This is a genomic window from Ruegeria arenilitoris, assembly GCF_013030265.1.
In the GTDB taxonomy this organism is placed as follows: Bacteria; Pseudomonadota; Alphaproteobacteria; order Rhodobacterales; family Rhodobacteraceae; genus Ruegeria; species Ruegeria arenilitoris_E.
Map to the genome: position 1 here is coordinate 456488 of NZ_WPZQ01000001.1, position 23547 is coordinate 480034.

Here is a 23547-nt window from a genome sequence, read left to right on the forward strand (position 1 = left end):
CAATTCCAGCTTGTCTGTGATGTTGTTCGACAAAGCTTGTCTCCACTTTCTGACAACTTCGGATCAGCCCCTCTAACTGCCCGAGTTGCTTGGCTGAACCAGCAAGATCTGCATCCTCCCCGGTTCCGATTTGCCTGCGCAGTTCTTCCGCTGCCTGGCGCAAACCGCGAATGGATGCCTCAAGCGACTGCAAAAGTTCTGCCGTCTGGGACATCCGCTCTTCCGGGGTAATCAAAGTCATGTGTGCCTGTGACCTCATGCGTGAGTGATCTCCGCACGAGAGAAACGAAAAACGGCCACCGGGTCGCCCCGGGCCGTTGTTCACTTCTTCTAGCATGACACAAGGTGTATGCGATTAAGTGCGCGAAGTCAATGAGTTACGCAACATGGTCGCAACACGGTGCGTACGGAAACCGAACGAAACATTAAGACAGGGCCCAACAATCGCTCACCTGGGTTTACCAAAAACAATTCCTGTAAAGGCAATGCGACGCATTACGGAATCATCGTTGCAAGAAACGACAAAGCCGGGGAATCCTTGCGCTCATAGGCAAGTTTGACCGCTTCCCCGACCCTACCTTGCGCTATCATCAATCGCTCAAGCGCGAAATTCCGGTCGTCAAAAACAGAACGCCCATTTGAGTTGGGGTTCAAACGCCAAAGGTCTTCATACGTGTCCAGAGCACCTTCTATATCCCCTTGCTGCACCTGCAAATACCCAAGAACACCCAATCCTTCGCGTTGATATTCTGCAGGAATACTTAGACCCAACAGCGACAAGTCATTGTAACCGGATTGCAGATAAGCACGCCCCAAGGTCCACAACCGGCGCTCGTAGTCAAAGCGATCTTCTGCATCCTGCAAATATAGTAATATCTCGCCGTTGTTCCCGCTAGATGCCGCATGAACGGCTCTGATCCCATCGACTGTGACGCTCGAAAACACATGAGAGTTTTCAATGGACCAAATCAGCAACTCCATTTGTTTCGTATCGCCCGCAACCGCATGGACAAGGGCAAAGTCATCGGTGCTCGAATCGTAGCGATCCAGATTTTGCTGCTTCATGAACTCAAGCAGTTCCAGAGCCCCATCTACCTCGCCGTCCATCGCCATGGCCAAGGCTATATTTGACAGATGCAAAGCGCGATTTTCAGCATCCAGCAGATGACCTGCAAGATCTTGCGCATTCTGATATTCTTTCTTCTTCACAAGAGTATCAATGCCGTCAGCCTTCAGAAATAACCGCTCCTTGGGCACCCCAACTGTCTCGATAAGTTGCAGCGCCTCCGAATAACGCCCTTGCAGAATCAGAACATTGACCACTTCGCGCTCAAGCACGGCCTGCTCTTCGGCAGTTGCCGCCTCAAGCAGCGCTTCAACCTTTGCTCGATCTCCTGCAAACATCAGGAAATAGCCCGCCGCGGCCTTCGCGTGTTTTTGCCTCTTGGGCTCAATCTCCGGCATGAGATCGAGAATATACGTCGCGAAATCCGCCGCCGTTTCCGGCGCTTCGTTCATCAACGGTCCAATCAAAACGTCTGAATGAAACCTCAACAGTGCGCCTTGCCGTGCCACATCGGGCCATTTTTCTGCAAAATGGGCAAGAAACGCTGCCCGCGTTTCTGCGTGATCAGGCGCACCCGAACGCTCCTGATGAACCAAAATCCTAAGGGTGCTCCGTATCCAATAGCCAGGATCGTACTCGGCCTCGGCAGCTTCGGTCGCGAGACCAAACACGCAATCGCGCGTCGGCTCGGTCAGATATGTATCAACCTCGGCAGAAACCGGATCGCTGGCCACTAGAAGGCCCGCAAAAACAATCGATCCAATAGTTTTCACGGTCAAAGCTCCAACGAATGGCTTTCGGATATTCTGAGTACACATCCCTGCGTCGCTAATCCAGCGCCAGATCAACCCGGATTGGAGGCAAAACTTGACATTTCCCCCAATACCCCGCATGAGCGACCACAACACCGCGCTGCCGCGTGAGCACGTGGGCCCTGAACAGCCCCCACAGCGCCCGACTTTCACCAGTTCCCATTCACGCAGGGTTCTTGACGCGACGACCGGATGATGCAGGGTGCGCTTGCACTTCTGAGGTCTCGCACAACCCCTGTCGGTCGCGGATGCGGCCCGTCATGACTTGTCCATGAGTCATCCTCATGGGCGCAAAAGGATAGTTAATTGTTCGACTTCGACATGCTTGGCCTTGCGCCAGCGCTTAACGATGCGCTCAAAAGCGCCAATTTCACTCAACCCACTCCAATTCAGAACCAGGCAATCCCGCTGGCGCTGAACGGGCATGATATTCTTGGGCTGGCGCAGACCGGTACCGGCAAAACGTTGGCCTTTGGCTTGCCACTGATCGACCATCTGCTTGCCCAGCCCGGAAAGCCGGACCCCAAAACTGCCAAGGCGTTGATCCTTGCCCCCACCCGCGAGCTGGTGAACCAGATCGCTGACAGCCTGCGCAACCTCACAAAGAAAACCAAACTGCGTGTGGCGACAGTAGTTGGCGGCCAGTCGATCAATAAACAGATCATGTTCCTGGCACGAGGCACGGATATTCTCGTCGCGACCCCCGGGCGCTTGATCGATCTAATGGAGCGTCGTGCCGTTGACCTCAGCTCGGTACGGCACCTTGTTCTCGATGAAGCTGATCAGATGCTGGATCTCGGCTTTATCCACGCGCTCCGCAAGATTGCTCCACAGCTGGGCACACCGCGCCAGACAATGTTGTTCTCGGCCACCATGCCCAAGCAGATGGAAGAACTCAGCCGCGCTTACCTGACCAACCCACAAAGGGTTCAGGTCTCGCCTCCGGGCAAGGCAGCAGACAAGATCACCCAATCTATCCACTTCGTAAGCAAACCCGAAAAACCATCAAAGCTGCGCGAAATCCTCTCCCAGGATACCGACGCTCTCACGCTGGTCTTTTCCCGTACAAAACACGGTGCAGAGAAATTGATGAAGGGCTTGGTGGCGGATGGTTACAACGCTGCGTCGATCCACGGCAACAAAAGCCAAGGGCAGCGCGACCGGGCCATCAAGGCGTTCCGTGCGGGCGAGATTAACGTGCTTGTAGCAACCGATGTTGCAGCGCGAGGAATCGACATTCCAGGCGTTGCTTATGTGATCAACTACGACCTGCCCGAGGTTCCCGACAACTATGTCCACCGCATCGGTCGCACAGCCCGCGCAGGTCGCGAAGGCGAAGCAATTGCGTTCTGTTCGGCGGAGGAAGTCGATCTGCTGCGTCAGATCCAGAAACTGATGAAGATCGAAATCCCGGTGGCCAGTGGCACCATGCCCGAAGCTGTGGAGCCCAAGAAACCAGCAGGACGCCGCGGCAATGGCCCCCGCCGAGGACGAGGACCTCAGTTCAAGCCTGAAGGTGCATCAAAGCCCGCCAACAAAAAACGGCGTCCGCGTCGCCGTCCGGCTGCATAACCAAAACTCTAGGATCAGTGTGGCTTGTGCCCTTTGATCCTCGTGACTGCCAGTCGCATATAGCAGAAAACTTCGGTTGGTCTGCGCCCCAGTTGTGCTGTCCAGCGAATTCCATTGATATGGGCCAAGATCTCTCGAAGCTCGGCATTTGGAAGCGAAACTTCAAAAGTCCGCATTCTCGATTAAGGCCTTTGAAATTCAGGGTTCGTCGCGAACCACGAATTATCCAAGAACACCTTCTTTCATCGAACAAGAAAGCCATCCGCGCCAAGACGCAGATGGCTTCGAACTTTTGTTAACAGGGTCAGTTACCCGAATTCCGCTCGGCTTCGATTTCGCGCCATTTGGCAACGTTCCGATTGTGCTCCTGCAGTGTCTCGGCAAAGGCATGCCCGCCCGTACCATCAGCCACGAAGAACACGTAGTTCGTTTGATCAGGCGATACCGCTGCCTCAAGGCTTGCGAGACCCGGGTTTGCAATCGGTGTCGGCGGCAAACCATCAATCTGATAGGTATTCCAAGGGGTTGGCCTATTCAGCTCACTACGCCGCAAACCGCGACCCAGAGTACCCTGTCCCTTTGTAACACCGTAGATCACCGTGGGGTCCGTCTGCAGCTTCATGCCTTGGTTCAGTCGGTTTACAAAGACGCTGGCCACCTGTCCGCGCTCTTCCGGAACGCCGGTTTCCTTTTCGATGATCGAGGCAAGGATCAGCATCTCTTCGGGGCTTTCCAGCGGAAGACCCTCCTGACGCGCTTCCCAAGCGTCGTTAATTCTTAGCTGCTGTTTGTCCTGCATTTCCTGCAGAACTGCATTCCGATCTTCGCCCGGCGTTACTTCATAACTATCCGGTGCCAACATGCCCTCGGCAGGTATCTCTGCCACTTCTCCCGTCAGCATGTCGACCGATTTCAGAGCTTCTACAATCTGCCAGCTTGTCACCCCTTCAGCCAGTGAGATGCGATAGCGCGTATCCGCCTCATTCCGCTTCTCACCATACACTGCAGGAACTTCATCCTCGCCGACTTCGAACGAAGCGATTTCGACAAAATTCAGTGTCGCCGGATCCAGTTCGCGCACGCGCGTCTGGGTGCGGGTCACGCCGATACGGTATTCAATCTCGGTTCCGCAGGTGCTGGCGCCACTACGCGTGATCTCATCGACGATCTCTTCCATCGATGCGCCTTCACGCACCAGAAAGCTGCCTGCCTTCAACTGCTGAGATTTGTCAGCGTAGTCGGCTGCCATCCGGAATATCGTGGCGCTGCTGATCGCTCCCTGATCCTCAAGCTCGCGGCTGACTCTGGTCATGTTCGACCCGGGCTTCACCTGCAGGCACATGGCGGTTTCAAGCGGGCCCTCGGCCTTGTATTGCGACTGCCCCCACAGGATCAGACCACCCATCAGAAACAGGCCGACCACCAGGATGGTCAGCATGTTCGACGCCAGAGCCCGCCACATTTAACTGACCTTTCCGAAGATCACGCTGGCGTTGGTGCCGCCAAATCCAAACGAGTTCGACAGTGCAACGTTGATTTCCCGCTCGCGCTTGGCGTTAGGAGCCAGATCAATCGGAGTTTCAACAGCCGGATTGTCCAGGTTAATCGTCGGCGGCGCGACCTGATCGCGAATAGCAAGGATTGAGAAAATCGCCTCGATTGCACCCGCTGCTCCCAACAGGTGACCTGTAGCCGATTTCGTTGAAGTCATGGTCGCCTTACTCGCGTGCTCGCCCAACAGACGCTCAACTGCACCCAGTTCAATGGTGTCGGCCATGGTCGAAGTACCATGCGCGTTGATGTAGTCCAGATCATTCGGCTCAAGTCCGGCGCTGCGGAGCGCGGCTTTCATCGAACGTTCCGCGCCATCACCATCCTCAGACGGTGCAGTAATGTGATAAGCGTCGCCCGACATGCCATAACCCAGCACTTCGGCGTAAATCTTGGCACCGCGCGCTTTGGCGTGTTCATAGTCTTCGAGAACCACAATACCGGCACCTTCGCCCATTACGAACCCATCGCGGTCAATATCGTATGGGCGGCTGGCTTTCTTCGGATCGTCAGCATACTTGGTGGACAGCGCTTTGCACGCATTGAAACCGGCAATACCGATTTCGCAGATACAACCTTCGCCACCACCAGCGACCATAACATCCGCATCGCCCGCGCGGATGATCCGGCTTGCGTCGCCAATAGCATGAGCACCTGTTGAACAGGCCGTTACGACCGAGTGGTTAGGCCCTTTGAACCCGTGGCGGATCGACACCTGACCAGAGGCAAGGTTGATCAACGCACCCGGAATAAAGAACGGGGAAACCCGACGCGGGCCCTTGTCTCGGATCAGGTTTGCAGTATCGGCAATTGAACCGAGACCGCCAATGCCGGAACCGATCAGCACACCTGTGCGCAGGCGCGATTCTTCGTCCTCGGGCAACCAGTCAGCATCTTTGCAGGCCATTTCGGCAGCTGCGATCGAATAGAGGATAAAGTCCTCGATCTTGCGCTGTTCTTTCGGCGGCATCCAGTCGTCAGGATTGAATGTGCCGTCTGTCCCGTCGCCGCGCGGAACCTCGCAGGCATAGGTGGTGGTTACACCACTTGCTTCAGCATCGAACTGAGTGATTGGGCCTGCGCCCGACTCTCCGTCCAGCAACCGTGACCACGTTTCCTCGACCCCGCTGGCCAAAGGAGTGACCAATCCCAGACCGGTTACAACGACTCTGCGCATGAAATGCCTCTTGCCTGCTTCCTGTTTGAGAACCGCTCATACCCCGGCCCGGGGTCCGGGGGCAAGAGCAACAGCATATTCCCTACCGGCATCATACCGCCAAAACGGGTAAGAACTGGCTTCTGAACCGAAGATTTCGAATTGAAATAACGAAATCCGCCCCTTTCAGAAATCAGAAGAAGCGGATCATCGTTTAATTCGGCAGCTTTATTGGAACTGTGCCACCGGTTCGTGAGCAGCTTTGGCAACGTCCAAAGCCTCGGTCAGATCCAGCGACTTGCGGAAAAGCGCCCGACCGACCAGCGCGCCGGAAATGTTGTGAATGTAAGCCAGTCGCGAAATGTCATCAGCCGTGCGGACAACACCGCTTGCGATCACTGGCGTACGAGAATGCGCTGCCAACCCCGAGATCAAGCCGAGCTGCGCTTCTACATCTTCCATGTCGCTGTCGATATCGGTGACAAGGATCGCAGCGAAGGGCGTACCCTCGAACGCATCAATAAACGCTTCGGGCGTGAATGCACTTTGGCTACGCCAACCCTCGGTCATGACATATCCCTGCCAGACGTCTACCGCGAGAACGATCTGGTCCGGGTAGAATTTGGCAAGTTCCTTGACCAGATGCGGATCGCGCGCTGCCAGAGTGCCGATGACGATGCGACCGGCCCCCTTGTCGATCCAATGTTCGACCTGTTCACGGCTGCGCATACCACCCGCCAGTTGTACCGGCATTTCTGCTGTACGAATAATCTCCTCTACCAACTCAGCATTGGTATCACTGCCTTCGATCGCATCGAAGTCGGTCAGATGCATCCATTCTGCTCCGGCCGTAGACCATCCGCGCGCAGTTTCGGCGGGGTCGACATGCCAGATCATCGCTTCGTCCAGACGGCCTTTGTCCAATGTGACACAACGGCCATTCTGCAATTCCATGGTGGGGTAAATCATCATGAGCCCGCTCCTACGCTCTGGTAATCCAGAATAACATACAAGCGGCAATTGCGTGCACATTTTACAGTATCGGCAAACCGGGTTCTATTTGCGGCACTCATCCGGCCGGATATGTTTCAGATCCGTGCAGGCGGTCCGTCGCGGCGAAACAAATGAACCGGCGTATCATTGTATACAGACTCGCGCAGTTTCACATATCCCAGTTTCTCGGCAAGGCTCTGCGAAGCAGTATTGGTCGCATCCACCAACGCCACAAGCGGCCCGGGAATGACCCTGTCGAACCAGTCATGTGCAGCCTGCGCGGCCTCGTAACCAAACCCCTGCCCCTGCGCCTCAGGAGCAAGCACCCAACCTGCTTCGGGGAAAGTATCAAAATCCTCACCCAGGCATCGATTACCGTAGAAGAATCCCGCTTGCCCAATGAGTACGCGATTCGACTGCATGACCACGCCCCATTGGCCAAATCCGGCCATCTGCCAGTGGCCTGCGTTTCGCAGAAAGGAATCCCAGGCTTCTCCTCGGCTGCGTGGTTTGCCGCCGATATGTCGCACAACACAGGGATTACGCCAGATTTCGGCGAACCGATTGAAATCCTCTGGCCGCATCGCGCACAGCGTCAGACGCGCAGTATTTATCATCGGGGTGGATCTTATCATGCCCTTGCCCGCTCAAGTTTTGCCTCTGGTTCACAGTGCAAACCCGAGATTCACCACGCAAGCTCGAATTTCTTGCAGGCATAAAAAACGGCGCTTCCGTTGCCCGGAAGCGCCGCTTTTGATCAATTTCGAAACTCTTAGGAAGCTTCGCTGATGAATTTGACGGCGTCGCCAAAGGTCTGAATGGTCTCGGCTGCGTCATCAGGGATCTCGATGCCGAACTCTTCTTCGAAGGCCATAACCAGCTCAACGGTGTCCAGGCTGTCCGCGCCCAGATCGTCGATGAAGGAAGCGTTTTCGGTCACTTTGTCTTCTTCAACACCCAGGTGCTCAACAACGATCTTTTTAACGCGATCTGCGACGTCGCTCATGTCTATTCCTCATTCCATTTCAGGGCGCTTTGCCCGGTTCTGCCCTTGCCCGCTCGGGGTGGCTTTGTTTGCCCTTACCGGGCGGTTTGCGTCCCGGGTCACCGGGAAAGTTGAAGGCCGACCAAAATGACCGGCCTCTGCATTTATGCGCCGCCTAATAACACAGACTACGCAAGAGGCAAACGCTTTCGCACCTGCCTCCGACAGCGCCTACAACATGGCCATACCGCCATTCACATGCAAGGTGGTTCCGGTAACATATCCTGCTTCGGGGCTTGCAAGGTACAAAACTGCCGCAGCAATTTCAGACGGTTCGCCCATCCGACCTGCTGGCACCTGTCCCAGAATGCCCTCTTTCTGGTCATCTGTCAGTTTTGCAGTCATTGCAGTCGTAATGAAGCCAGGCGCCACTGCGTTGGCTGTGATTCCACGACTTGCGACCTCATAGGCCAGTGATTTGGTCATACCAACCATGCCGGCTTTGGATGCTGCATAGTTTACCTGACCCGGATTACCGGTCGCACCGACGACGGATGAGATGTTTATGATCCGGCCCCAGCGCGCCTTCATCATGCCGCGCAGCACGCCCTTACACAGCTTTGCCGTTGCGGTCAGGTTCACGTCAATCACGCTCTGCCATTCGTCATCAGACATCCGCATGAAGATATTGTCGCGTGTAATACCGGCGTTGTTCACCAGAATATCTACCGAACCCATTGCATCGGCCGCTTGCTTCGGCAGCGCGGCCACAGCCTCCAGATCGCTCAGGTTGCACGGCAACACATGCGCGCGCTCACCCAGTTCATCGGCAAGTGCCTGCAAAGGTTCAACCCGGGTTCCAGAAAGCGCAACGGTCGCGCCCGCCGCATGCAGTGAGCGTGCAATGTCACCGCCAATCCCGCCCGAAGCTCCGGTGATCAGAGCATTCTTACCAGTCAAATCAAACATTCGGTTTCCCTCTTGGTTCGTCGAAAGTGACGAGAAATTATGATCAGGCGTCTGCCTGAATGGCTTTTTGAACATCTTCAGGCGTACCAACTGCCTGACATGCAATGGACCGCTCGATCTTGCGGATCATACCGGACAGCGCTTTGCCAGCGCCAATTTCCCACGCACAGGTCACACCCTGTGCAGCCATATACTGAACACTCTCGCGCCAGCGAACCGAACCTGTGACCTGCTCGACCAGCAGCTGGCGGATCAGATCCGGGTCAGTGACCGCTTCGGCACACACATTAGCAACCAACGGCACTGCAGGTGCCTTGATCTCAACCTTTGCCAGCGCATCGGCCATAACATCCGCTGCAGGCTGCATCAATGCGCAGTGGAAAGGGGCACTGACCGGCAGCATAATCGCACGCTTTGCGCCTTTTTCCTTGGCAATCTCTGCAGCACGTTCAACGGCGGCCTTAGCCCCCGAGACCACGACCTGTGTCGGATCGTTGTCATTTGCAGCCTGGCAAACCTCTCCTTGAGCAGCCTCATCTGCGACTGCACGTACAGCATCCAGGTCCAAACCAAGAATTGCGGCCATCGCGCCCTCACCCACCGGCACGGCGCTCTGCATTGCTTGACCGCGCGTCCGCAGAAGACGAGCTGTATCGGCAACGGACAGCGCACCAGCAGCAGCCAACGCCGAGTATTCTCCCAGTGAATGACCGGCTACGAAAGATGCCTTGCCGATCGAAATACCTTCAGCCTCAAGCGCACGCATCGCCGCCATCGACGTTGCCATCAATGCAGGCTGTGCGTTCTGTGTCAGAGTCAGCTCTTCGATGTTGCCTTCCCAGATCAGTGTGCTGAGCTTTTCACCCAGTGCCTCATCCACTTCATCAAACACGGCTTGCGCGGCTGGATATGCGTCAGCCAGCGCTTTGCCCATTCCGATGGTCTGGGCACCCTGCCCGGGGAAAACGAACGCGATTGTCATTGCGACCTCTTGGATGACGTTAAGTTGCGGCGGGGTGTAAACCGAGTGACGCCGCCGCACAAGCTCTGCATTCTGACACTTATTCTGTGCGCACTACGCTATTGTGTGTTTGCACCAGCCAATTAGGGTGTCCGCAGCCAATCAATTGGAGCCTGCGACAGATGCCCCTGACTAACACCATATCCAGCTATGGCGGAGTGACCAAAGCCTTCCACTGGCTAACCGCCCTGCTGATTTTGACGGCCCTGCCCCTCGGCTGGGTCGCTGAAAGTATGGCCCATGCAATCTACGACCCAAGTATTGCGTCAACCGAAGAAGATATCGCGCGCGCAGCCCGTCTTTTTTCGTTGCACAAAACGATTGGGATCACGGTGTTTTTCGTCGCGCTTGCGCGCATTCTGTGGGCCTTGACGCAAACAAAACCCGGTCTTTTGAACGCAGAAAACAAGCCCGAAGCCTTTGCCGCAGAAACCGTTCACTGGCTTCTATACGGATCGCTTGTTCTCGTCCCGCTCAGTGGCTGGGTTCACCACGCCGCTGCCGAAGGGTTTGCTCCGATCCTCTGGCCCTTTGGACAAAACCTGCCCTTGGTCCCCAAATCGGCGCATCTCGCCGAATTGACCGCAAACCTTCACTGGCTGTTCATGTGGACTTTGGTCGGGGCACTGGCTCTTCATATTATGGGCGCTTTGAAACACCATATCGTGGACAAGGACAGCACTTTGCGCCGCATGCTGCCTGGACGCTCTGATGCCCCTCAACCTCCCGATCAGCATCATTCGATGGTTCCTGCTTTAGCTGCTGCTATTGTCTGGGTAGGCGTGTTGTCCGGTGGCTGGATGACCGGCACCTTCGATGATGACGCACACGGCGAAACTGACGCGACCGAACTGACCGAAGTGCAATCCGACTGGAAGGTGCAGGAAGGCAACTTATCCATCTCAATAACTCAGCTTGGCAGCCCGGTGACCGGAACATTTGCCGATTGGACTGCTGCAATCACCTTTGACGAGACCGATGATCCCGGGCTGGCCGGTTCAGTCGACGTCACGGTTGCAATTGGATCGCTCAGCCTTGGAACCGTCACCGATCAGGCGATGGGAGCTGACTTCTTCGACAATGCCCAGTTCCCGACGGCGCAGTTCTCGGCTGATCTTTACAAAACCGACGAGGGGTACGAGGCCCGAGGCCCCTTGACGATCAGAGATAAAACACTGGATGTCGTTCTACCCTTCACATTGGATATCGAAGACGACACCGCGAACATGGCAGGAGAATTGGAACTGAACCGTCTTGATTTCGATGTCGGAAAGTCCATGCCTGCTGAAGACTCGCTTGCTTTTGCCGTCACCGTTTCGGTTGAGCTTACCGCAACCGAGTCCGAGTAGATGTGAGCAAATTAAAAAAAACCGCCGGAGCGATAGCAACCGGCGGTTTCTTTTTGTCTTATGACCGGATCTTTAGTCAGCTTTCTGAGCTTCAACCGAAATCCTGACTTCGACTTCATCGCTGACGAAGGGTGCAAACTGACCCAGATCGAAATCGCTGCGTACAAGCGTTGTGGTCGCGTCGAAACCTGCCCATGGCTTCTTTGCCATCGGATGCTCGGCAACCTGGTTCAGTTTTGCATCCAGAACCACAGATTTAGTTACGCCGTTCATAGTAAGATCGCCGGTGATGTTCGCAGTGCCTTCACCTGTGACCTCAATTCCGGTCGAGGTGAACGTGATCAGGTCACCTTCGGCAACGCCAAAGAAATCTTCAGTCATGAAGTGGTCTTCGCGCGGCTTCCAGCCGGTGATCATCTCAACGACAGGCATCGAGACGCTTACACTCGAAGCTGCGGGATCTTCCTGATCGAACATGATCTCGCCTTCGAAACCTGAGAACATGCCATAGGTCGTCGAAAACCCGAGGTGGTTATAGCTGAAGACGACCTGGCTATGGCTGGGGTCCAGAACATATTTTTCGGCGCTCGCAAACGCCGTTGTCGCTGATACGGCCAGTGCAGCAGCAAGGAGGGTGGATTTCATGACAATCTCCGCAATTTTGTGTTCGCAAACCTATTGGGTTGCTCAACAACGAAAATGTGCCGCCCAAGGGCGGCACACAACCTCTATTCTCTCACAAATTCTGTTCCTTAATGAACAGACGCGTTTTTAAGCGAAAATCGCGACACTTCCGCTCAGTTGACCCTTCAGCGCTCGGCTGACATCCGCCGATTCCAGCGGCAACTTCATCAGAACACTGCCATCAACATCAAACAGTTCGACCTCATCATCTGCAAATCGTGCACCGCCCAATGAGTCGTAGCCGCGGCGCAGAACCGTCTGCGGACGTCCATTTTCGTTCTTTTGCAACACGCGTACTTCGCGACGGATCGGATCGAAATAAGCGTCAGGGCGCGGATCCAGCACTTCGATTGTCAGCAGGCTTACCCCTGCAATCAGGAACACCATCGAAGCCACCAGCTTGATCGGCCAAACCTCTGCACCGGCCACCGAACCGGGCATCAGCCACATCGAAAACGCTGAAACGATAAGAAATGCGCCGAGTACGCGGAACAGGATCAGTCGCGCTTTCCAGTTCGGCGCGAAGGTGATCATCACCGGTACAGATTCATCATACGCCGAGTTCGGCGCCGCTTGTTGAAATGTGTTCGTATTCATCACGGCCATCGCTTTTGCCCTGTCTGTGTTTTCCGACCACCCGGGTAACTCCCGGCTTGCAAACAACTTTGAGCCGAAAAGCGTCAGGAATTGGGCACCCCAATGGAAATTGGACGACTTCACCAAGGCATATGTGGCGGGACTTGCCCCTGCCGCACAAACGTGTATATGGGGCCATCCTTCGCAATATACATGAATCGCGCAGCCTCTCGTGGCAGGGTCGCGAAGGACCAGATGGCCCCGCCTTTGAAATGCGCCTTGATAGAAACAGGAGTGCACATGCCACTGTATGAGCATGTAATGATCGCGCGTCAGGACCTGTCCAACGCGCAGGCAGAAAGCCTAGTCGAACATTTCGGCACCGTTCTGGCTGACAACGGCGGCAACGTCGTCGAAAGCGAGTACTGGGGCGTTAAGACGATGGCCTACAAGATCAACAAGAACCGCAAAGGCCACTATGCCTTCCTGAAGACCGACGCCCCCGCCGGCGCCGTTCAGGAAATGGAACGCCTGATGCGCCTGCATGACGACGTCATGCGCGTTCTGACCATCAAGGTCGACGAGCATGCCGAGGGCCCCTCGGTCCAGATGCAGAAGCGCGATGAGCGCGAAGGCCGCCGCGAGCGCCGCTGATCAACGCCTGACGAAAGGACATATACCATGGCCGCAAAACCATTTTTCCGCCGCCGCAAGGTTTGCCCGTTCTCGGGCGACAACGCGCCGAAGATCGACTACAAAGACACTCGTCTGCTGCAGCGCTACATCTCTGAGCGTGGCAAGATCGTTCCTTCGCGCATCACCGCCGTTTCGGCGAAAAAGCAGCGTGAACTGGCCCGTGCTATCAAGCGCGCCCGCTTCCTCGCCCTGCTGCCCTACGCCGTGAAGTAAGGAGAGACTGACATGCAAGTTATCCTTCTGGAACGCGTTGCGAAACTGGGTCAAATGGGCGACGTCGTTGACGTCAAGCCCGGCTACGCCCGCAACTTCCTGCTGCCCCAAGGCAAAGCGCTGAGCGCGTCCGAGTCGAACATCGCCTCGTTCGAAGCCCAGAAAGCGCAGCTTGAGGCACGCAACCTGGAAACCAAGAAAGAAGCTGAAGCACTGGCTGAAAAGCTGGATGGCCAGCAGTTCATCGTGATTCGCTCGGCATCGGATGCTGGCGCCCTGTATGGCTCGGTCACCCCGCGTGACGCCGCAGACGCCGCAACCGACGCTGGTTTCACCGTCGACAAGAAACAGGTCATCCTGATCGCACCGATCAAGGAACTGGGCCTGCACTCGGTTGCAGTTAAGCTGCACCCCGAAGTCGAAGTTGAGATCAAGATGAACGTTGCCCGTTCGGAAGAAGAAGCCGAACTGCAGGCATCGGGCAAATCGATCCAGGAACTGGCAGCCGAAGAAGAAGCCGCTGCTGAATTTGAGATCGCCGAACTGTTCGACGACATCGGCTCGGCCGCTTCGGAAGACGAAGAGCTGGCTCCCGAAGCTGCTCCGGCTGAGGAAGACGAAGCCAAAGCCTAATCCTTTTGGATTTCAGATACGAAAGGCCGCGTATGATTGCGCGGCCTTTTTTCTTTGCGTCATACGAGCAAAATTTGGCCAGAATTCAGACCTAAGCTTGCAGTCTGATGATGGCACCATATCATCGGCCATCGCATCTCGGAGATTCCCCATGACTGACTACTTTCGCCGCAGCGTATTGGCCTTTGTTCTCTTTGCTCCGCTGGCCGCTTGCGGTGGCCCGGATACGCCGACGCAAGATACATTCAATCCCCCACTCTACCCCAATGAAACGCCCGAACTGCGTGAATCAATCAACAAATGGGCGGATCACTACGAGCTGCCGCGTGAATTGCTGCATAAACTTGCCATTCGCGAAAGCACCCACCGTCCCTGGGCCGTAAACCGCCCTTACTATGGCTTACTGCAAATCCTTCCCGCTACCGCGCGATCGATGGGCTACACCGGAAATGCTCAAGGGTTGCTGGATGCAGATACAAATCTCGAGTTTGCAGGAAAATACCTGCGCGGCGCATGGCTTCTGTCGGACGGTGATCAGCAACGAGCAATCTTTTTGTATGCCAAGGGCTACTATCCCGAGGCAAAAAAGCGTGGAATGTTGGTCGAGACCGGGTTGGTCAAAGAATAATGTCGTCTGATTTGCGAAAAACCCTCGGCCAAAGACCGTTTGGTGTGGATTACCCGCAATAAACTAACAGAATCGCGTTAATCTGTTGCCAATAGCACTCAATAAGCCCATGTGATATACACAAATGGCTTGCACAAGACCCTTTGGTTGACGCAACGTAGACTTCTATGGGGAAAGATATGGCAGTTTGTTGGGGAACGCTGCCGACGGTACAAAGGTTGGACAGTTGAAGCTCATCGACTTGGCCGCAATAGATCACGAGGAGAAGTCGGCTTACGACATCATTAACTCTGTATGTGATGAGCTTGGCTTCGACTACGCCTCTTATGCGACCACACACCCAGTTAAGGGCGACGTGCAGGGTTATGCAAATTACCCTGACGAGTGGAAGATTCATTATGGGAGCCAAGGCTTTCATAAGGTTGATCCAACGCTCTATCAATCCGCGCTGAGTATTGCGCCCGTTGATTGGGGGCGTTTCAATCATGATGACAAGTTCAATGCCGTTTTCCGTGACGCCCATGATTTCGGAATAACCGATCGCGGGCTGACTGTTCCGATCCGGGGGCCATATGGCGAATGTGGCTTGTTGAGTGTCACCAAGGATTGTTCTGACACCGAATGGAAAAAGCTGAAGAAACACGTCATGGGGGATCTTCAGCTGGCAGCTGTACAGGCGCATGATACCGTTATGCAGTCAGGATTGCTGGCCAAGGCGCTTTATCTACCTGCTCTGTCATCGCGCGAAAAAGAGATCTTGCAATGGACAGCTGAAGGTAAGTCTCAGCAGGATATCGGTGATATTCTTTGCATCTCTCACCGTACAGTCGAAGTTCATATGCGTTCTGGTCGCGAAAAACTGGGTGCTTTGACTACCCCGCAAGCCATCGGAAGGGCAATAGGTCTGGGTTTAATCTACCCTGGGTAATCAAATTAGGCCCAAAATTACGGGAAATCCCCAATAGTCTTGTTTCGAAACTAAGTTAATCTCCTCTCTACGGTAACCAGACTGTAGGGGGATGGAATGATCATCGTAATTGATGGTATCAACCAGCATAAGTTCAATCATGTCTTGGATGACATGTATAAACTGCGGGCACGTGTGTTCGGGGATCGCCTTGGGTGGGATGTAAATATCCAAGACGGGCGTGAAAAAGACCAGTTCGACGACCTGCATCCTGCACACGTGGTCAGCATCAACGACGAGGGGGACGTCGTTGGGTGCATGCGCCTGTTGCAGACCACCGGGCCACACATGCTGGCCGATGTATTCAGCTCGATCATGGACGGCGAACCGCCCATTCGAAGCTCTCAGGTTTGGGAAGCAACCCGCTTCTGTGTAGACACAAAGAAACTTGGACGTGGACGCGGTAAGAATTCCGTATCTTACGTAACCAGCGAAGTCATGATCGGCTCATTCGAATACGCCCAGGAGGCGGGTGTTCTGGATGCGATCGCAGTTATTGACCCAGTCATGAATCGGGTTCTTCAGCGTTCGGGCAATGCGCCGTGCGATTATGTCGGATCAGCAAAGCCAATGGGCAAGGTTGTTGCGATGGCGGCATTGATGGATTGCTCGGATGAACGTATCTCGGCCATTCGCGAATATGCCGATATTGATCACGACGTCTTCCTGACGGATGAGCAGGCACTCGAAAGGTTTGAAACAGGCCGTATTGCGTTCCAGCAAGACGCCACGACCGCGAATTTAGACCACCAACCGCTCACTGAACTGGAAAAATACTTTGTCGAGCAAATGCACTCGGCAACAACGAAAACCGAAGTCGAAGCTGTTCTCAGATTGATCGAGGCACTTTCGGATCGGTTCACCCCAGAGCAAAAGACTGCTCTGTTAAAGACCCCCCGTGCTTTTGCTCATGAGGCCTGACCCCCTCACCTCATAAGTCAAAGCCACCCATGCGGAGCCGTCTTATTTCAGACGGCTCCGCTTTATTTTGGTCCCTGATCGGGGGAAGGAAGAGGATTATTCCTCTTCCAGTGCCTCAACGGCTTGCTGCAGATCGTCTTTGCTGACTTCTTTGTCTGCAACCTGAGCCAGTTCGAAGACGTAGTCGATAACCTTGTCTTCAAAGATCGGCGCGCGCAGTTGCTGCTGCATCTGTGCGTTCTGCTGCACGAACTCGAAGAACTGGCGTTCCTGTCCTGGGTACTGACGTGCCTGGTTCATGATTGCCTGAGTCATCTCGGCATCAGTAACTTCAACTTCGGCTTTCTGACCCAGTTCTGCCAGCAGCAGACCCAGACGCACGCGGCGTTCAGCCAGCTTGTTGTGCTCGTCGGTCGGCTCGATCTCGGCGTGGTCGTGACCTTCCACTTCCGGGTTTTCTTCGTGCCACAGCTGGTGTGCGATCTGCTTGGCTTCGGCATCAACCAGCGACGGCGGCAGGTCGAACGATACCTTGGTGTCCAGCGCGTCCAGCAGGGCCCGCTTCATAACTGCGCGAGATGCACCGGCGTATTCCGCTTCCAAACGCTCGGCGATCTGAGCCTTCAGCGCAGCCAGATCTTCTGCACCAAACTTTGTAGCCAGTTCATCGTTGACCTCAGCAGCGACCGGCTCCTTCACCTCTTTGATGGTGCAGGTGAAGACAGCGTCTTTGCCAGCCAGGTGCTCGGCACCGTACTCTTCGGGGAAGGTTACGTTGACGTCCTTCTCCTCTTCGGCCTTTACGCCAACCAGTTGCTCTTCGAAGCCAGGAATGAAGCTGTTCGAGCCCAGAACCAGCGGATAATCTTCTGCTGAACCACCCTCGAACTCTTCGCCGTCAACTTTACCAACAAAGTCGAATACGATCTGGTCACCATCTTTGGCTTTCGAGCCTTTGCGACGCGCTTTGAAATCCTGCGCTGTCTCGGCCAGATTGTTCAGTGCTTCTTCGACAGCTGCGTCATCTGCTTTGACTACCAGCTTTTCCAGTTCGACCGACTTCAGGTCTACCTCAGGGATTTCAGGCAGCGCTTCATAGGACATTGCGACTTCGACGTCATCGCCTTCTTTCCAGTCCTCGTTGGTCATCTTGACCTCGGGCTGCAGGGCAGGACGTTCGCCGCTGTCTTCAAAATGCTTGTTCATCGCGCCGTCGATGGATTCCTGCATCGCTTCGCCCAGCAGGCGCTGACCAAACTGCTTTTTCAGCAGCGCCATCGGCACCTTGCCTTTGCGGAAACCCTTCATTTCGATTTCCGGCTGCGCTTCGGTCAGCTTTTCGTTGACCTTTTCGTCCAGCTCGGCGGCGGTGACAGTGATGTTGTAACCGCGTTTCAGACCTTCGTTCAGCGTCTCGGTAACCTGCATTATGGTAGTCCCCATAGGATTCGGGGCGCGCAAAACGGCGCGCCGGGCAAATTTGACGCCTTCTATTTGCCCAGCCGCCCGCGTGCAAGGGGCAAGTGCCAGATCTGCCCTGTTTTACCGACCTAACAAACAAAAAAACGCCCCGGTGCGAGCCGAGGCGTTTTCAGATCACAAAGAGATCTGGTCAGAACCTCCAACGGGCGCCAAGCACCCATGCTTCGTTCTTGTCAAAGGACACACTGTCTTTGAAGTCATGGTTGCGATACTTCAGATAGGCATCCGTATTAATGCTGTCGATACGCTGAACAACGGCGATACCCCAGGCTCTTGTGCTGGATCCGTCATTCTCAAAATCAGCGCCGTCGTAGTAGTCGATACCAACCCCGGTTTTACCCCACGAAATCCAGTCATCCTCGTAGGCGATCTTGCCATACCAGTAGTTCGGATCAGATGCTCCGACCGCATCATTGCTTCGCGTACCGCCTGCAACGGTAAAGCTCAGACCGTTTTGCAACAGAACCGAGGCCGAACCGATGGTGTCCTTACGATCACCCGAGTTATCGTCTGCCTGACGAACTGCATAAGCGACACCCGCCGAGAACTCGACGCCACCGCTGAAGGTGTTGTTATAGAAAACACCTACGTCATAGTAGTCGTCATCATCGCTGCTGGACAGAATGTTCTGACCATATGCAAAACCGGCAGAGAATCCGTTGAAGCTGGGCGTGTCATAACGAATACGACCGCGGCGTGAGCCATCAAAGTTGCTGCTGGAGTCGCCGACGGTGATGTCACTCAGAATGCCGTCAGTGCCGCGGTAAAAGAAGCCCGAGTTTTCATCATTGGTAAATGAGTAAAGCGCCGTACCTACATAGGACAGGTCTACTTCGGCAGCACCATCCGATACCATGCTGCCCTGACCGGCCGAGAATTTACCCCAGTTGCCCTTCAGTGCAAAATCAACGTGGCGGATGTCTTCACGCGTCCAGCCGCTGAAGTTGGTACCAAGCTGGTTCCATTCGGACGAGTTTGGCAGGCCCAGCGCCGATTCAAACCGGAACGTGAACTCGTTTTGGCCAAACGGCTGCATAAGGCGCAGACCAACGCGGCTGTTTGACAGATCGTTGTCCAACACGCGTGTCTCAGTTTGCTGCCCATCATCTACCGAGATGAGTGCAGGGTTGAACTGTCCGTACAGCAGGACATATCCGCCACTGTTATTTTCGTATTTCAATTCGGCAGCGGCTGGAATTGCCGTCGTTGCGGCCAGTACTGCAGCTGCGGAAGAGAGTTTGAGATTAAGGGTCATTTCACTCACCATGAAAAGTTCCGGTTTCAGGTACTGCTCAAATGTTTACTGAACGCGATGGTTCCAGAGGCGCTCAGTCCATGCCGTATATTCATTGCAAATCCGCCACAGCCGACACAGCGATGAAAGACACATTATTATTTCTTTTCAAAAGGCTACATTTACAAGCCCAGGTGGCAGCAAATTGCTCCCAAATAAATTCTGCCCTTCCGTTATGCGTCTGGCAAACACTCGCTATGCATTAACGCAGAATGAACCGGCATAAAGTCGCCAATCCTACGCTCAGTAGGCCACTATTTGCGCAACGCAATCAAACATTCAGCTTTTTAAGAACTTTAGGCAGTTGCTCGGGCAGATCCTCAGCGATCAGGCCGGGTCCAAACTGCCGCGCGCATTCCACGTGCAACCAGGCTCCGGTCTCGGCAGCTTGCATTGGACTAAATCCGCGAGCCAACAATCCGGTTATGAAGCCTGCCAGCACATCCCCTGCGCCTGCCGTTGCCAGCCATGGCGCTGCACGATCGTAATGCGCTGAGTTAATCGAACACCGCCCATTCGGTGCAGCAATTACCGTATCCGGTCCCTTGAACAATACCACGCACCCTGCCCGCTTGGCCGCTTCACGCGTTGCATCCACCTTGGAATATGCCGGACCTTTGGTAGGCGTTGCCTCCAGCCTCTCCGCAATATCCGGAAACAGTCGTGCAAATTCACCTCCGTGCGGGGTTAGCACGCAGTTTTCGTGCAATCGAGAGAACAACAATGCCGGATCATCCGTAAAAGCCGTCAGTGCGTCGGCATCCAGAACCGTTGCGCGCTTTGCCTCAAGGGCTGCGGGCACCAAATCCCGCACACACTCTAAACCCAACCCAGGACCAAGACAGAGAGCGTTCAGCCTCTCGTCTTTCAGCACGTCGGTCAGCCCCTCTGCCCCCTCAACCTGCTGTAGCATGATGGCTGTCACCTGCGCCGCGACTTCCATCTGAGCCGCTGGAGGCACACCCAGCGTCACCAATCCAGCCCCAATGCGCAAAGCCCCTCGGGCGGCTAGCCGCGCAGCGCCGGTCTTAGCCGGACCACCCGAGCAAATGAGGGCGTGGCCGTGGGTGAACTTGTGATGTTGTTTGAATTTGAGCAAGCGATAGAGCGGCAACCCACCCCATGTTCGCTCGTCCTTCACGCGGCCCGGTGCTTCGGCAAGGGTTAGAAATGCAGGGCGGCTCGCCCTGCGAAAAGGTTTGGGGCCTAATGTGAACGCATCGTCATATGGTTCACCGTTAAAACGGCAACGCTGAATTGAGATACCGATGTCTTTAACTACAAGCTTGCCACACAAATCCGGCCCTTGCGCCAGGAAATGCCCGGGCTTTGGGCTGTCGAAACAAACGGTTAACCACGCAAAACGGTCGCGCAAAGCACGCGCGCCGCCCGCTTGGGCAATCTTGTTCCGTATCTCTACAGGAAAACTGTCCAGCACCTCGCGAGACCATGGGTTCGAAGCCTCTTGATGCAACGCCCGCCCGCTGTCCAAACACAAGCCGGATGGCGCGTCAATGCTGATCATGCGGTCGGTATAGTGGTCCCCATTCACACCAGAAAGATGCCGAACGACCTTGAACAGTTCACCGTCCAAACCGCGTTTCAGCCCCGTCCCGAACAGTGCGTCAACGTAAAGATCGGCAAAACCACCCTTGCGCATATTCTGTTCGGTCAGCGGTACAACCTCTCCTAACTCCAGCCATCGATCATAATTCACTCTCGCATCTGCCGGCAGCTTTTCGGGATCGCCATAGAGAAACACCTCAACCTCCCAGCCCCACTCCTTCAGCAGCCGCGCCACGACAAACCCGTCGCCGCCATTATTGCCGGGACCACACAAAACCACGGCTGTACCAGATGTTTTCGACAGCTCAGGCCACTCTTCAAAAATCGCCTCAACGACGCCGCGTCCAGCCCGCTCCATGAGCTCCAGACCGGTCACCTCGCCAGACTCGATTGCTGCAAGTTCAATCGCCCGCATTTGTGCCGCTGTTAGCAATTCCGTCATCTCAAATCCCTCGGCGATTCAATTTTGATTACTTTTTGTGCAAGCTGATCAAAATTTGACCTGCCGCACGTTTTCTCGGCGCCCAACCCGGACCATTTTCGCAATCACATTGCCGACCAAATTTAGACGTGGTCAGTGCCACAGTGACAAGAGTTAATAGGAGCCCGGGATGAAGAAGATCGAAGCGATCATCAAGCCGTTCAAACTCGATGAAGTAAAAGAAGCGCTGCAGGATGTCGGCGTCCAGGGACTCAGCGTGATCGAGGTTAAGGGCTTTGGCCGTCAGAAAGGACACACCGAGCTGTATCGCGGCGCGGAATATGTCGTCGACTTTCTGCCCAAAGTGAAGGTCGAGGTCGTACTGGACGACGATCAGGTCGATGCAGCGATCGAAGCGATCGTAGATGCAGCGAAAACCGACAAGATTGGCGACGGTAAGATCTTTGTCTCGCCCGTCGAACAAGCCATCCGCATCCGTACCGGCGAGACCGGTTCGGACGCTCTGTAAGCCAATTATCGAATTCTCAAACAGAGGACATGAGAGAATGAGCAAGGACGCAGTTCTTCAGCTGATCAAGGACGAAGGCGCCGAATACGTCGACGTTCGTTTCACCGACCCGCGCGGCAAACTTCAGCACGTGACCCTGATGGCCGATCAGGTTGACGAAGACTTTCTGGAAGAAGGCTTCATGTTTGACGGCTCGTCCATCGCGGGCTGGAAATCGATCGAAGCTTCGGACATGAAGCTGATGGTCGACACTGAAAGCGCTTATGTCGATCCGTTCTACGCAGAAAAGACAATCTGCGTGCACTGCTCGGTTGTTGAGCCCGACACCGGCGAAGCCTATGAGCGTGACCCGCGCGGCACTGCACAGAAAGCAGAAGCTTACCTGAAAGCATCGGGTATCGGCGACGTTGCCTATATGGGTCCCGAAGCTGAATTCTTCCTGTTTGACGATGTTCGTTTTTCGAACAGCATCAACAAGGTATCTTACGAAGTTGATGCAACCGACGCGTCGTGGAACACTGACACCGAGTACGAGATGGGCAACATGGGCCACCGTCCGGGCGTCAAGGGCGGTTACTTCCCGGTCAACCCGATCGACGAAGCACAGGACCTGCGTTCGGAAATGCTGTCGACAATGAAGCGTCTGGGCATGAAGGTCGACAAGCACCACCACGAGGTTGCGTCCTGCCAGCACGAGCTGGGCCTGATCTTCGACAGCCTGACCAAACAGGCCGACGAGCTGCAGAAATACAAATACGTCATCCACAACGTTGCGCACGCATACGGCAAATCGGCCACTTTCATGCCCAAGCCGATCGCAGGTGACAACGGCACCGGTATGCACGTGAACATGTCGATCTGGAAAGACGGCAAACCGCTGTTCGCTGGCGACAAGTATGCCGATCTGTCGGATGAAGCACTGTGGTTCATTGGCGGTGTCCTGAAGCACGCCAAAACCCTGAACGCTTTCACCAACCCTGCGACCAACAGCTACAAGCGTCTGATCCCAGGTTTTGAAGCTCCTGTTCTGCGCGCCTACTCGGCACGTAACCGTTCGGGTTGTGTACGTATCCCATGGACCGAAAGCCCGAAAGCCAAGCGTGTCGAGGCTCGTTTCCCCGATCCGGCAGCGAACCCCTACCTGTGCTTTGCTGCCCTGCTGATGGCCGGTCTGGACGGCATCAAGAACAAGATCGATCCGGGCGAAGCCATGGACAAGAACCTGTACGATCTGCCCGCAGAAGAACTGGCCGACATCCCGACCGTTTGCGGCTCACTGCGTGAAGCTCTGGAAGCTCTGGCATCCGATCACGACTTCCTGCTGCAGGGCGACGTGTTCACCAAAGACCAGATCGACGGCTACATCGCACTGAAGATGGAAGAGGTTGAAACCTACGAGCACACCCCGCACCCCGTTGAATACGGCATGTACTACAGCTGCTAATTCAACCCTTTGCGGTAAG

General features: G+C 55.1%; 23 protein-coding genes. 10 read left to right on the forward strand and 13 right to left on the reverse strand.

All coding sequences use genetic code 11. The features are described from left to right. Window positions 1-495: 495 nt before the first annotated feature. Window positions 496-1839: a hypothetical protein gene (locus tag GOX61_RS02335; protein WP_170330971.1), complete on the reverse strand. Its 1344-nt coding sequence runs from the start codon at window positions 1837-1839 to the stop codon at window positions 496-498. Window positions 1840-2184: 345 nt separating this feature from the next. On the opposite strand from GOX61_RS02335, the gene GOX61_RS02340 reads away from it, so the two are divergent. Then, window positions 2185-3450, forward strand: coding sequence for a DEAD/DEAH box helicase (locus tag GOX61_RS02340; protein WP_170330973.1), 1266 nt, complete (start codon window positions 2185-2187; stop codon window positions 3448-3450). Window positions 3451-3754: 304 nt separating this feature from the next. Here the strand turns inward: GOX61_RS02340 and mltG are convergent, their stop codons facing one another. The 7 genes from mltG to fabD form a co-directional block, all read right to left on the reverse strand. Further along, on the reverse strand, window positions 3755-4912 hold the full coding sequence (mltG, locus tag GOX61_RS02345; RefSeq protein WP_170330975.1) for an endolytic transglycosylase MltG: 1158 nt from the start codon (window positions 4910-4912) through the stop codon (window positions 3755-3757). Next, window positions 4913-6178 (reverse strand): beta-ketoacyl-ACP synthase II, encoded by a 1266-nt coding sequence (gene fabF / locus GOX61_RS02350; protein WP_155151081.1) that lies wholly within the window; start codon window positions 6176-6178, stop codon window positions 4913-4915. It lies immediately after the preceding gene. A 207-nt stretch (window positions 6179-6385) separates the two neighbouring features. Continuing rightward, window positions 6386-7129, reverse strand: coding sequence for a HisA/HisF-related TIM barrel protein (locus GOX61_RS02355; RefSeq protein ID WP_170330977.1), 744 nt, complete (start codon window positions 7127-7129; stop codon window positions 6386-6388). Window positions 7130-7245: 116 nt separating this feature from the next. Continuing rightward, on the reverse strand, window positions 7246-7785 hold the full coding sequence (locus GOX61_RS02360; protein WP_170330979.1) for a GNAT family N-acetyltransferase: 540 nt from the start codon (window positions 7783-7785) through the stop codon (window positions 7246-7248). A 137-nt stretch (window positions 7786-7922) separates the two neighbouring features. Then, a complete protein-coding gene (locus GOX61_RS02365; protein WP_005982462.1) occupies window positions 7923-8156 on the reverse strand; it encodes an acyl carrier protein in 234 nt (77 codons plus the stop codon). 210 nt (window positions 8157-8366) lie between these two features. After that, window positions 8367-9104: a 3-oxoacyl-[acyl-carrier-protein] reductase gene (gene fabG, locus GOX61_RS02370; protein ID WP_170330981.1), complete on the reverse strand. Its 738-nt coding sequence runs from the start codon at window positions 9102-9104 to the stop codon at window positions 8367-8369. Window positions 9105-9147: 43 nt separating this feature from the next. Further along, complete coding sequence (gene fabD / locus GOX61_RS02375; protein WP_170330983.1) at window positions 9148-10086, reverse strand: ACP S-malonyltransferase; 939 nt, start codon at window positions 10084-10086, stop codon at window positions 9148-9150. A 161-nt stretch (window positions 10087-10247) separates the two neighbouring features. On the opposite strand from fabD, the gene GOX61_RS02380 reads away from it, so the two are divergent. Beyond that, a complete protein-coding gene (locus GOX61_RS02380; RefSeq protein ID WP_170330985.1) occupies window positions 10248-11474 on the forward strand; it encodes a cytochrome b/b6 domain-containing protein in 1227 nt (408 codons plus the stop codon). 72 nt (window positions 11475-11546) lie between these two features. Here GOX61_RS02380 and GOX61_RS02385 read toward each other — a convergent pair whose 3' ends face one another. Next, the gene (locus GOX61_RS02385; protein WP_155151097.1) at window positions 11547-12119 is read right to left on the reverse strand and encodes a YceI family protein; all 573 of its coding nucleotides are present in this window, start codon (window positions 12117-12119) and stop codon (window positions 11547-11549) included. Between the two features lie 126 nt (window positions 12120-12245). Further along, window positions 12246-12755 (reverse strand): hypothetical protein, encoded by a 510-nt coding sequence (locus GOX61_RS02390; protein WP_209016419.1) that lies wholly within the window; start codon window positions 12753-12755, stop codon window positions 12246-12248. A 279-nt stretch (window positions 12756-13034) separates the two neighbouring features. Between GOX61_RS02390 and rpsF the strand changes: the two genes are divergently transcribed. The 6 genes from rpsF to GOX61_RS02420 all read left to right on the forward strand — a co-directional run bounded on the left by rpsF (window position 13035) and on the right by GOX61_RS02420 (window position 16792). Beyond that, entirely contained in the window at window positions 13035-13388 is a 354-nt protein-coding gene (gene rpsF, locus GOX61_RS02395; protein ID WP_155151103.1) for a 30S ribosomal protein S6, read from the forward strand. Between the two features lie 27 nt (window positions 13389-13415). Beyond that, the gene (gene rpsR, locus GOX61_RS02400; protein WP_005982441.1) at window positions 13416-13643 is read left to right on the forward strand and encodes a 30S ribosomal protein S18; all 228 of its coding nucleotides are present in this window, start codon (window positions 13416-13418) and stop codon (window positions 13641-13643) included. A gap of 12 nt (window positions 13644-13655) precedes the next feature. After that, on the forward strand, window positions 13656-14276 hold the full coding sequence (gene rplI / locus GOX61_RS02405) for a 50S ribosomal protein L9 (protein ID WP_170330987.1): 621 nt from the start codon (window positions 13656-13658) through the stop codon (window positions 14274-14276). 151 nt (window positions 14277-14427) lie between these two features. After that, window positions 14428-14904, forward strand: a complete 477-nt coding sequence (locus tag GOX61_RS02410; protein WP_155151877.1) for a lytic transglycosylase domain-containing protein — start codon at window positions 14428-14430, stop codon at window positions 14902-14904. 226 nt (window positions 14905-15130) lie between these two features. Beyond that, on the forward strand, window positions 15131-15832 hold the full coding sequence (locus GOX61_RS02415; protein ID WP_170330989.1) for a helix-turn-helix transcriptional regulator: 702 nt from the start codon (window positions 15131-15133) through the stop codon (window positions 15830-15832). Between the two features lie 96 nt (window positions 15833-15928). Then, window positions 15929-16792 carry an acyl-homoserine-lactone synthase gene (locus tag GOX61_RS02420; protein ID WP_170330991.1) on the forward strand — a complete coding sequence of 288 codons (864 nt, stop codon included), beginning with the start codon at window positions 15929-15931 and terminating at the stop codon, window positions 16790-16792. Window positions 16793-16888: 96 nt separating this feature from the next. Here GOX61_RS02420 and tig read toward each other — a convergent pair whose 3' ends face one another. The 3 genes from tig to GOX61_RS02435 all read right to left on the reverse strand — a co-directional run bounded on the left by tig (window position 16889) and on the right by GOX61_RS02435 (window position 21576). Continuing rightward, window positions 16889-18220: a trigger factor gene (tig, locus tag GOX61_RS02425; protein WP_170331100.1), complete on the reverse strand. Its 1332-nt coding sequence runs from the start codon at window positions 18218-18220 to the stop codon at window positions 16889-16891. A 184-nt stretch (window positions 18221-18404) separates the two neighbouring features. Continuing rightward, window positions 18405-19529 carry a porin gene (locus GOX61_RS02430; RefSeq protein ID WP_170330993.1) on the reverse strand — a complete coding sequence of 375 codons (1125 nt, stop codon included), beginning with the start codon at window positions 19527-19529 and terminating at the stop codon, window positions 18405-18407. A 310-nt stretch (window positions 19530-19839) separates the two neighbouring features. Continuing rightward, window positions 19840-21576: an NAD(P)H-hydrate dehydratase gene (locus GOX61_RS02435; RefSeq protein WP_170330995.1), complete on the reverse strand. Its 1737-nt coding sequence runs from the start codon at window positions 21574-21576 to the stop codon at window positions 19840-19842. Window positions 21577-21745: 169 nt separating this feature from the next. On the opposite strand from GOX61_RS02435, the gene GOX61_RS02440 reads away from it, so the two are divergent. Beyond that, window positions 21746-22084 carry a P-II family nitrogen regulator gene (locus GOX61_RS02440; RefSeq protein ID WP_108800222.1) on the forward strand — a complete coding sequence of 113 codons (339 nt, stop codon included), beginning with the start codon at window positions 21746-21748 and terminating at the stop codon, window positions 22082-22084. Window positions 22085-22121: 37 nt separating this feature from the next. After that, window positions 22122-23528 carry a type I glutamate--ammonia ligase gene (gene glnA / locus GOX61_RS02445; RefSeq protein ID WP_155151118.1) on the forward strand — a complete coding sequence of 469 codons (1407 nt, stop codon included), beginning with the start codon at window positions 22122-22124 and terminating at the stop codon, window positions 23526-23528. Window positions 23529-23547: the final 19 nt, after the last annotated feature.

Coding starts and splice junctions, on each gene's coding strand:
- fabG (WP_170330981.1), bottom strand. CDS start 9,104: ATGTTTGATTTGACTGGTAAGAATGCTCTGATCACCGGAGCTTCGGGC.
- GOX61_RS02355 (WP_170330977.1), bottom strand. CDS start 7,129: ATGATGATTTACCCCACCATGGAATTGCAGAATGGCCGTTGTGTCACA.
- GOX61_RS02365 (WP_005982462.1), bottom strand. CDS start 8,156: ATGAGCGACGTCGCAGATCGCGTTAAAAAGATCGTTGTTGAGCACCTG.
- GOX61_RS02385 (WP_155151097.1), bottom strand. CDS start 12,119: ATGAAATCCACCCTCCTTGCTGCTGCACTGGCCGTATCAGCGACAACG.
- rplI (WP_170330987.1), top strand. CDS start 13,656: ATGCAAGTTATCCTTCTGGAACGCGTTGCGAAACTGGGTCAAATGGGC.
- GOX61_RS02360 (WP_170330979.1), bottom strand. CDS start 7,785: ATGATAAGATCCACCCCGATGATAAATACTGCGCGTCTGACGCTGTGC.
- rpsF (WP_155151103.1), top strand. CDS start 13,035: ATGCCACTGTATGAGCATGTAATGATCGCGCGTCAGGACCTGTCCAAC.
- GOX61_RS02380 (WP_170330985.1), top strand. CDS start 10,248: ATGCCCCTGACTAACACCATATCCAGCTATGGCGGAGTGACCAAAGCC.
- mltG (WP_170330975.1), bottom strand. CDS start 4,912: ATGTGGCGGGCTCTGGCGTCGAACATGCTGACCATCCTGGTGGTCGGC.
- rpsR (WP_005982441.1), top strand. CDS start 13,416: ATGGCCGCAAAACCATTTTTCCGCCGCCGCAAGGTTTGCCCGTTCTCG.
- GOX61_RS02430 (WP_170330993.1), bottom strand. CDS start 19,529: ATGACCCTTAATCTCAAACTCTCTTCCGCAGCTGCAGTACTGGCCGCA.
- GOX61_RS02420 (WP_170330991.1), top strand. CDS start 15,929: ATGATCATCGTAATTGATGGTATCAACCAGCATAAGTTCAATCATGTC.
- glnA (WP_155151118.1), top strand. CDS start 22,122: ATGAGCAAGGACGCAGTTCTTCAGCTGATCAAGGACGAAGGCGCCGAA.
- GOX61_RS02410 (WP_155151877.1), top strand. CDS start 14,428: ATGACTGACTACTTTCGCCGCAGCGTATTGGCCTTTGTTCTCTTTGCT.
- tig (WP_170331100.1), bottom strand. CDS start 18,220: ATGCAGGTTACCGAGACGCTGAACGAAGGTCTGAAACGCGGTTACAAC.
- fabF (WP_155151081.1), bottom strand. CDS start 6,178: ATGCGCAGAGTCGTTGTAACCGGTCTGGGATTGGTCACTCCTTTGGCC.
- GOX61_RS02440 (WP_108800222.1), top strand. CDS start 21,746: ATGAAGAAGATCGAAGCGATCATCAAGCCGTTCAAACTCGATGAAGTA.
- GOX61_RS02390 (WP_209016419.1), bottom strand. CDS start 12,755: ATGAATACGAACACATTTCAACAAGCGGCGCCGAACTCGGCGTATGAT.
- fabD (WP_170330983.1), bottom strand. CDS start 10,086: ATGACAATCGCGTTCGTTTTCCCCGGGCAGGGTGCCCAGACCATCGGA.
- GOX61_RS02435 (WP_170330995.1), bottom strand. CDS start 21,576: ATGACGGAATTGCTAACAGCGGCACAAATGCGGGCGATTGAACTTGCA.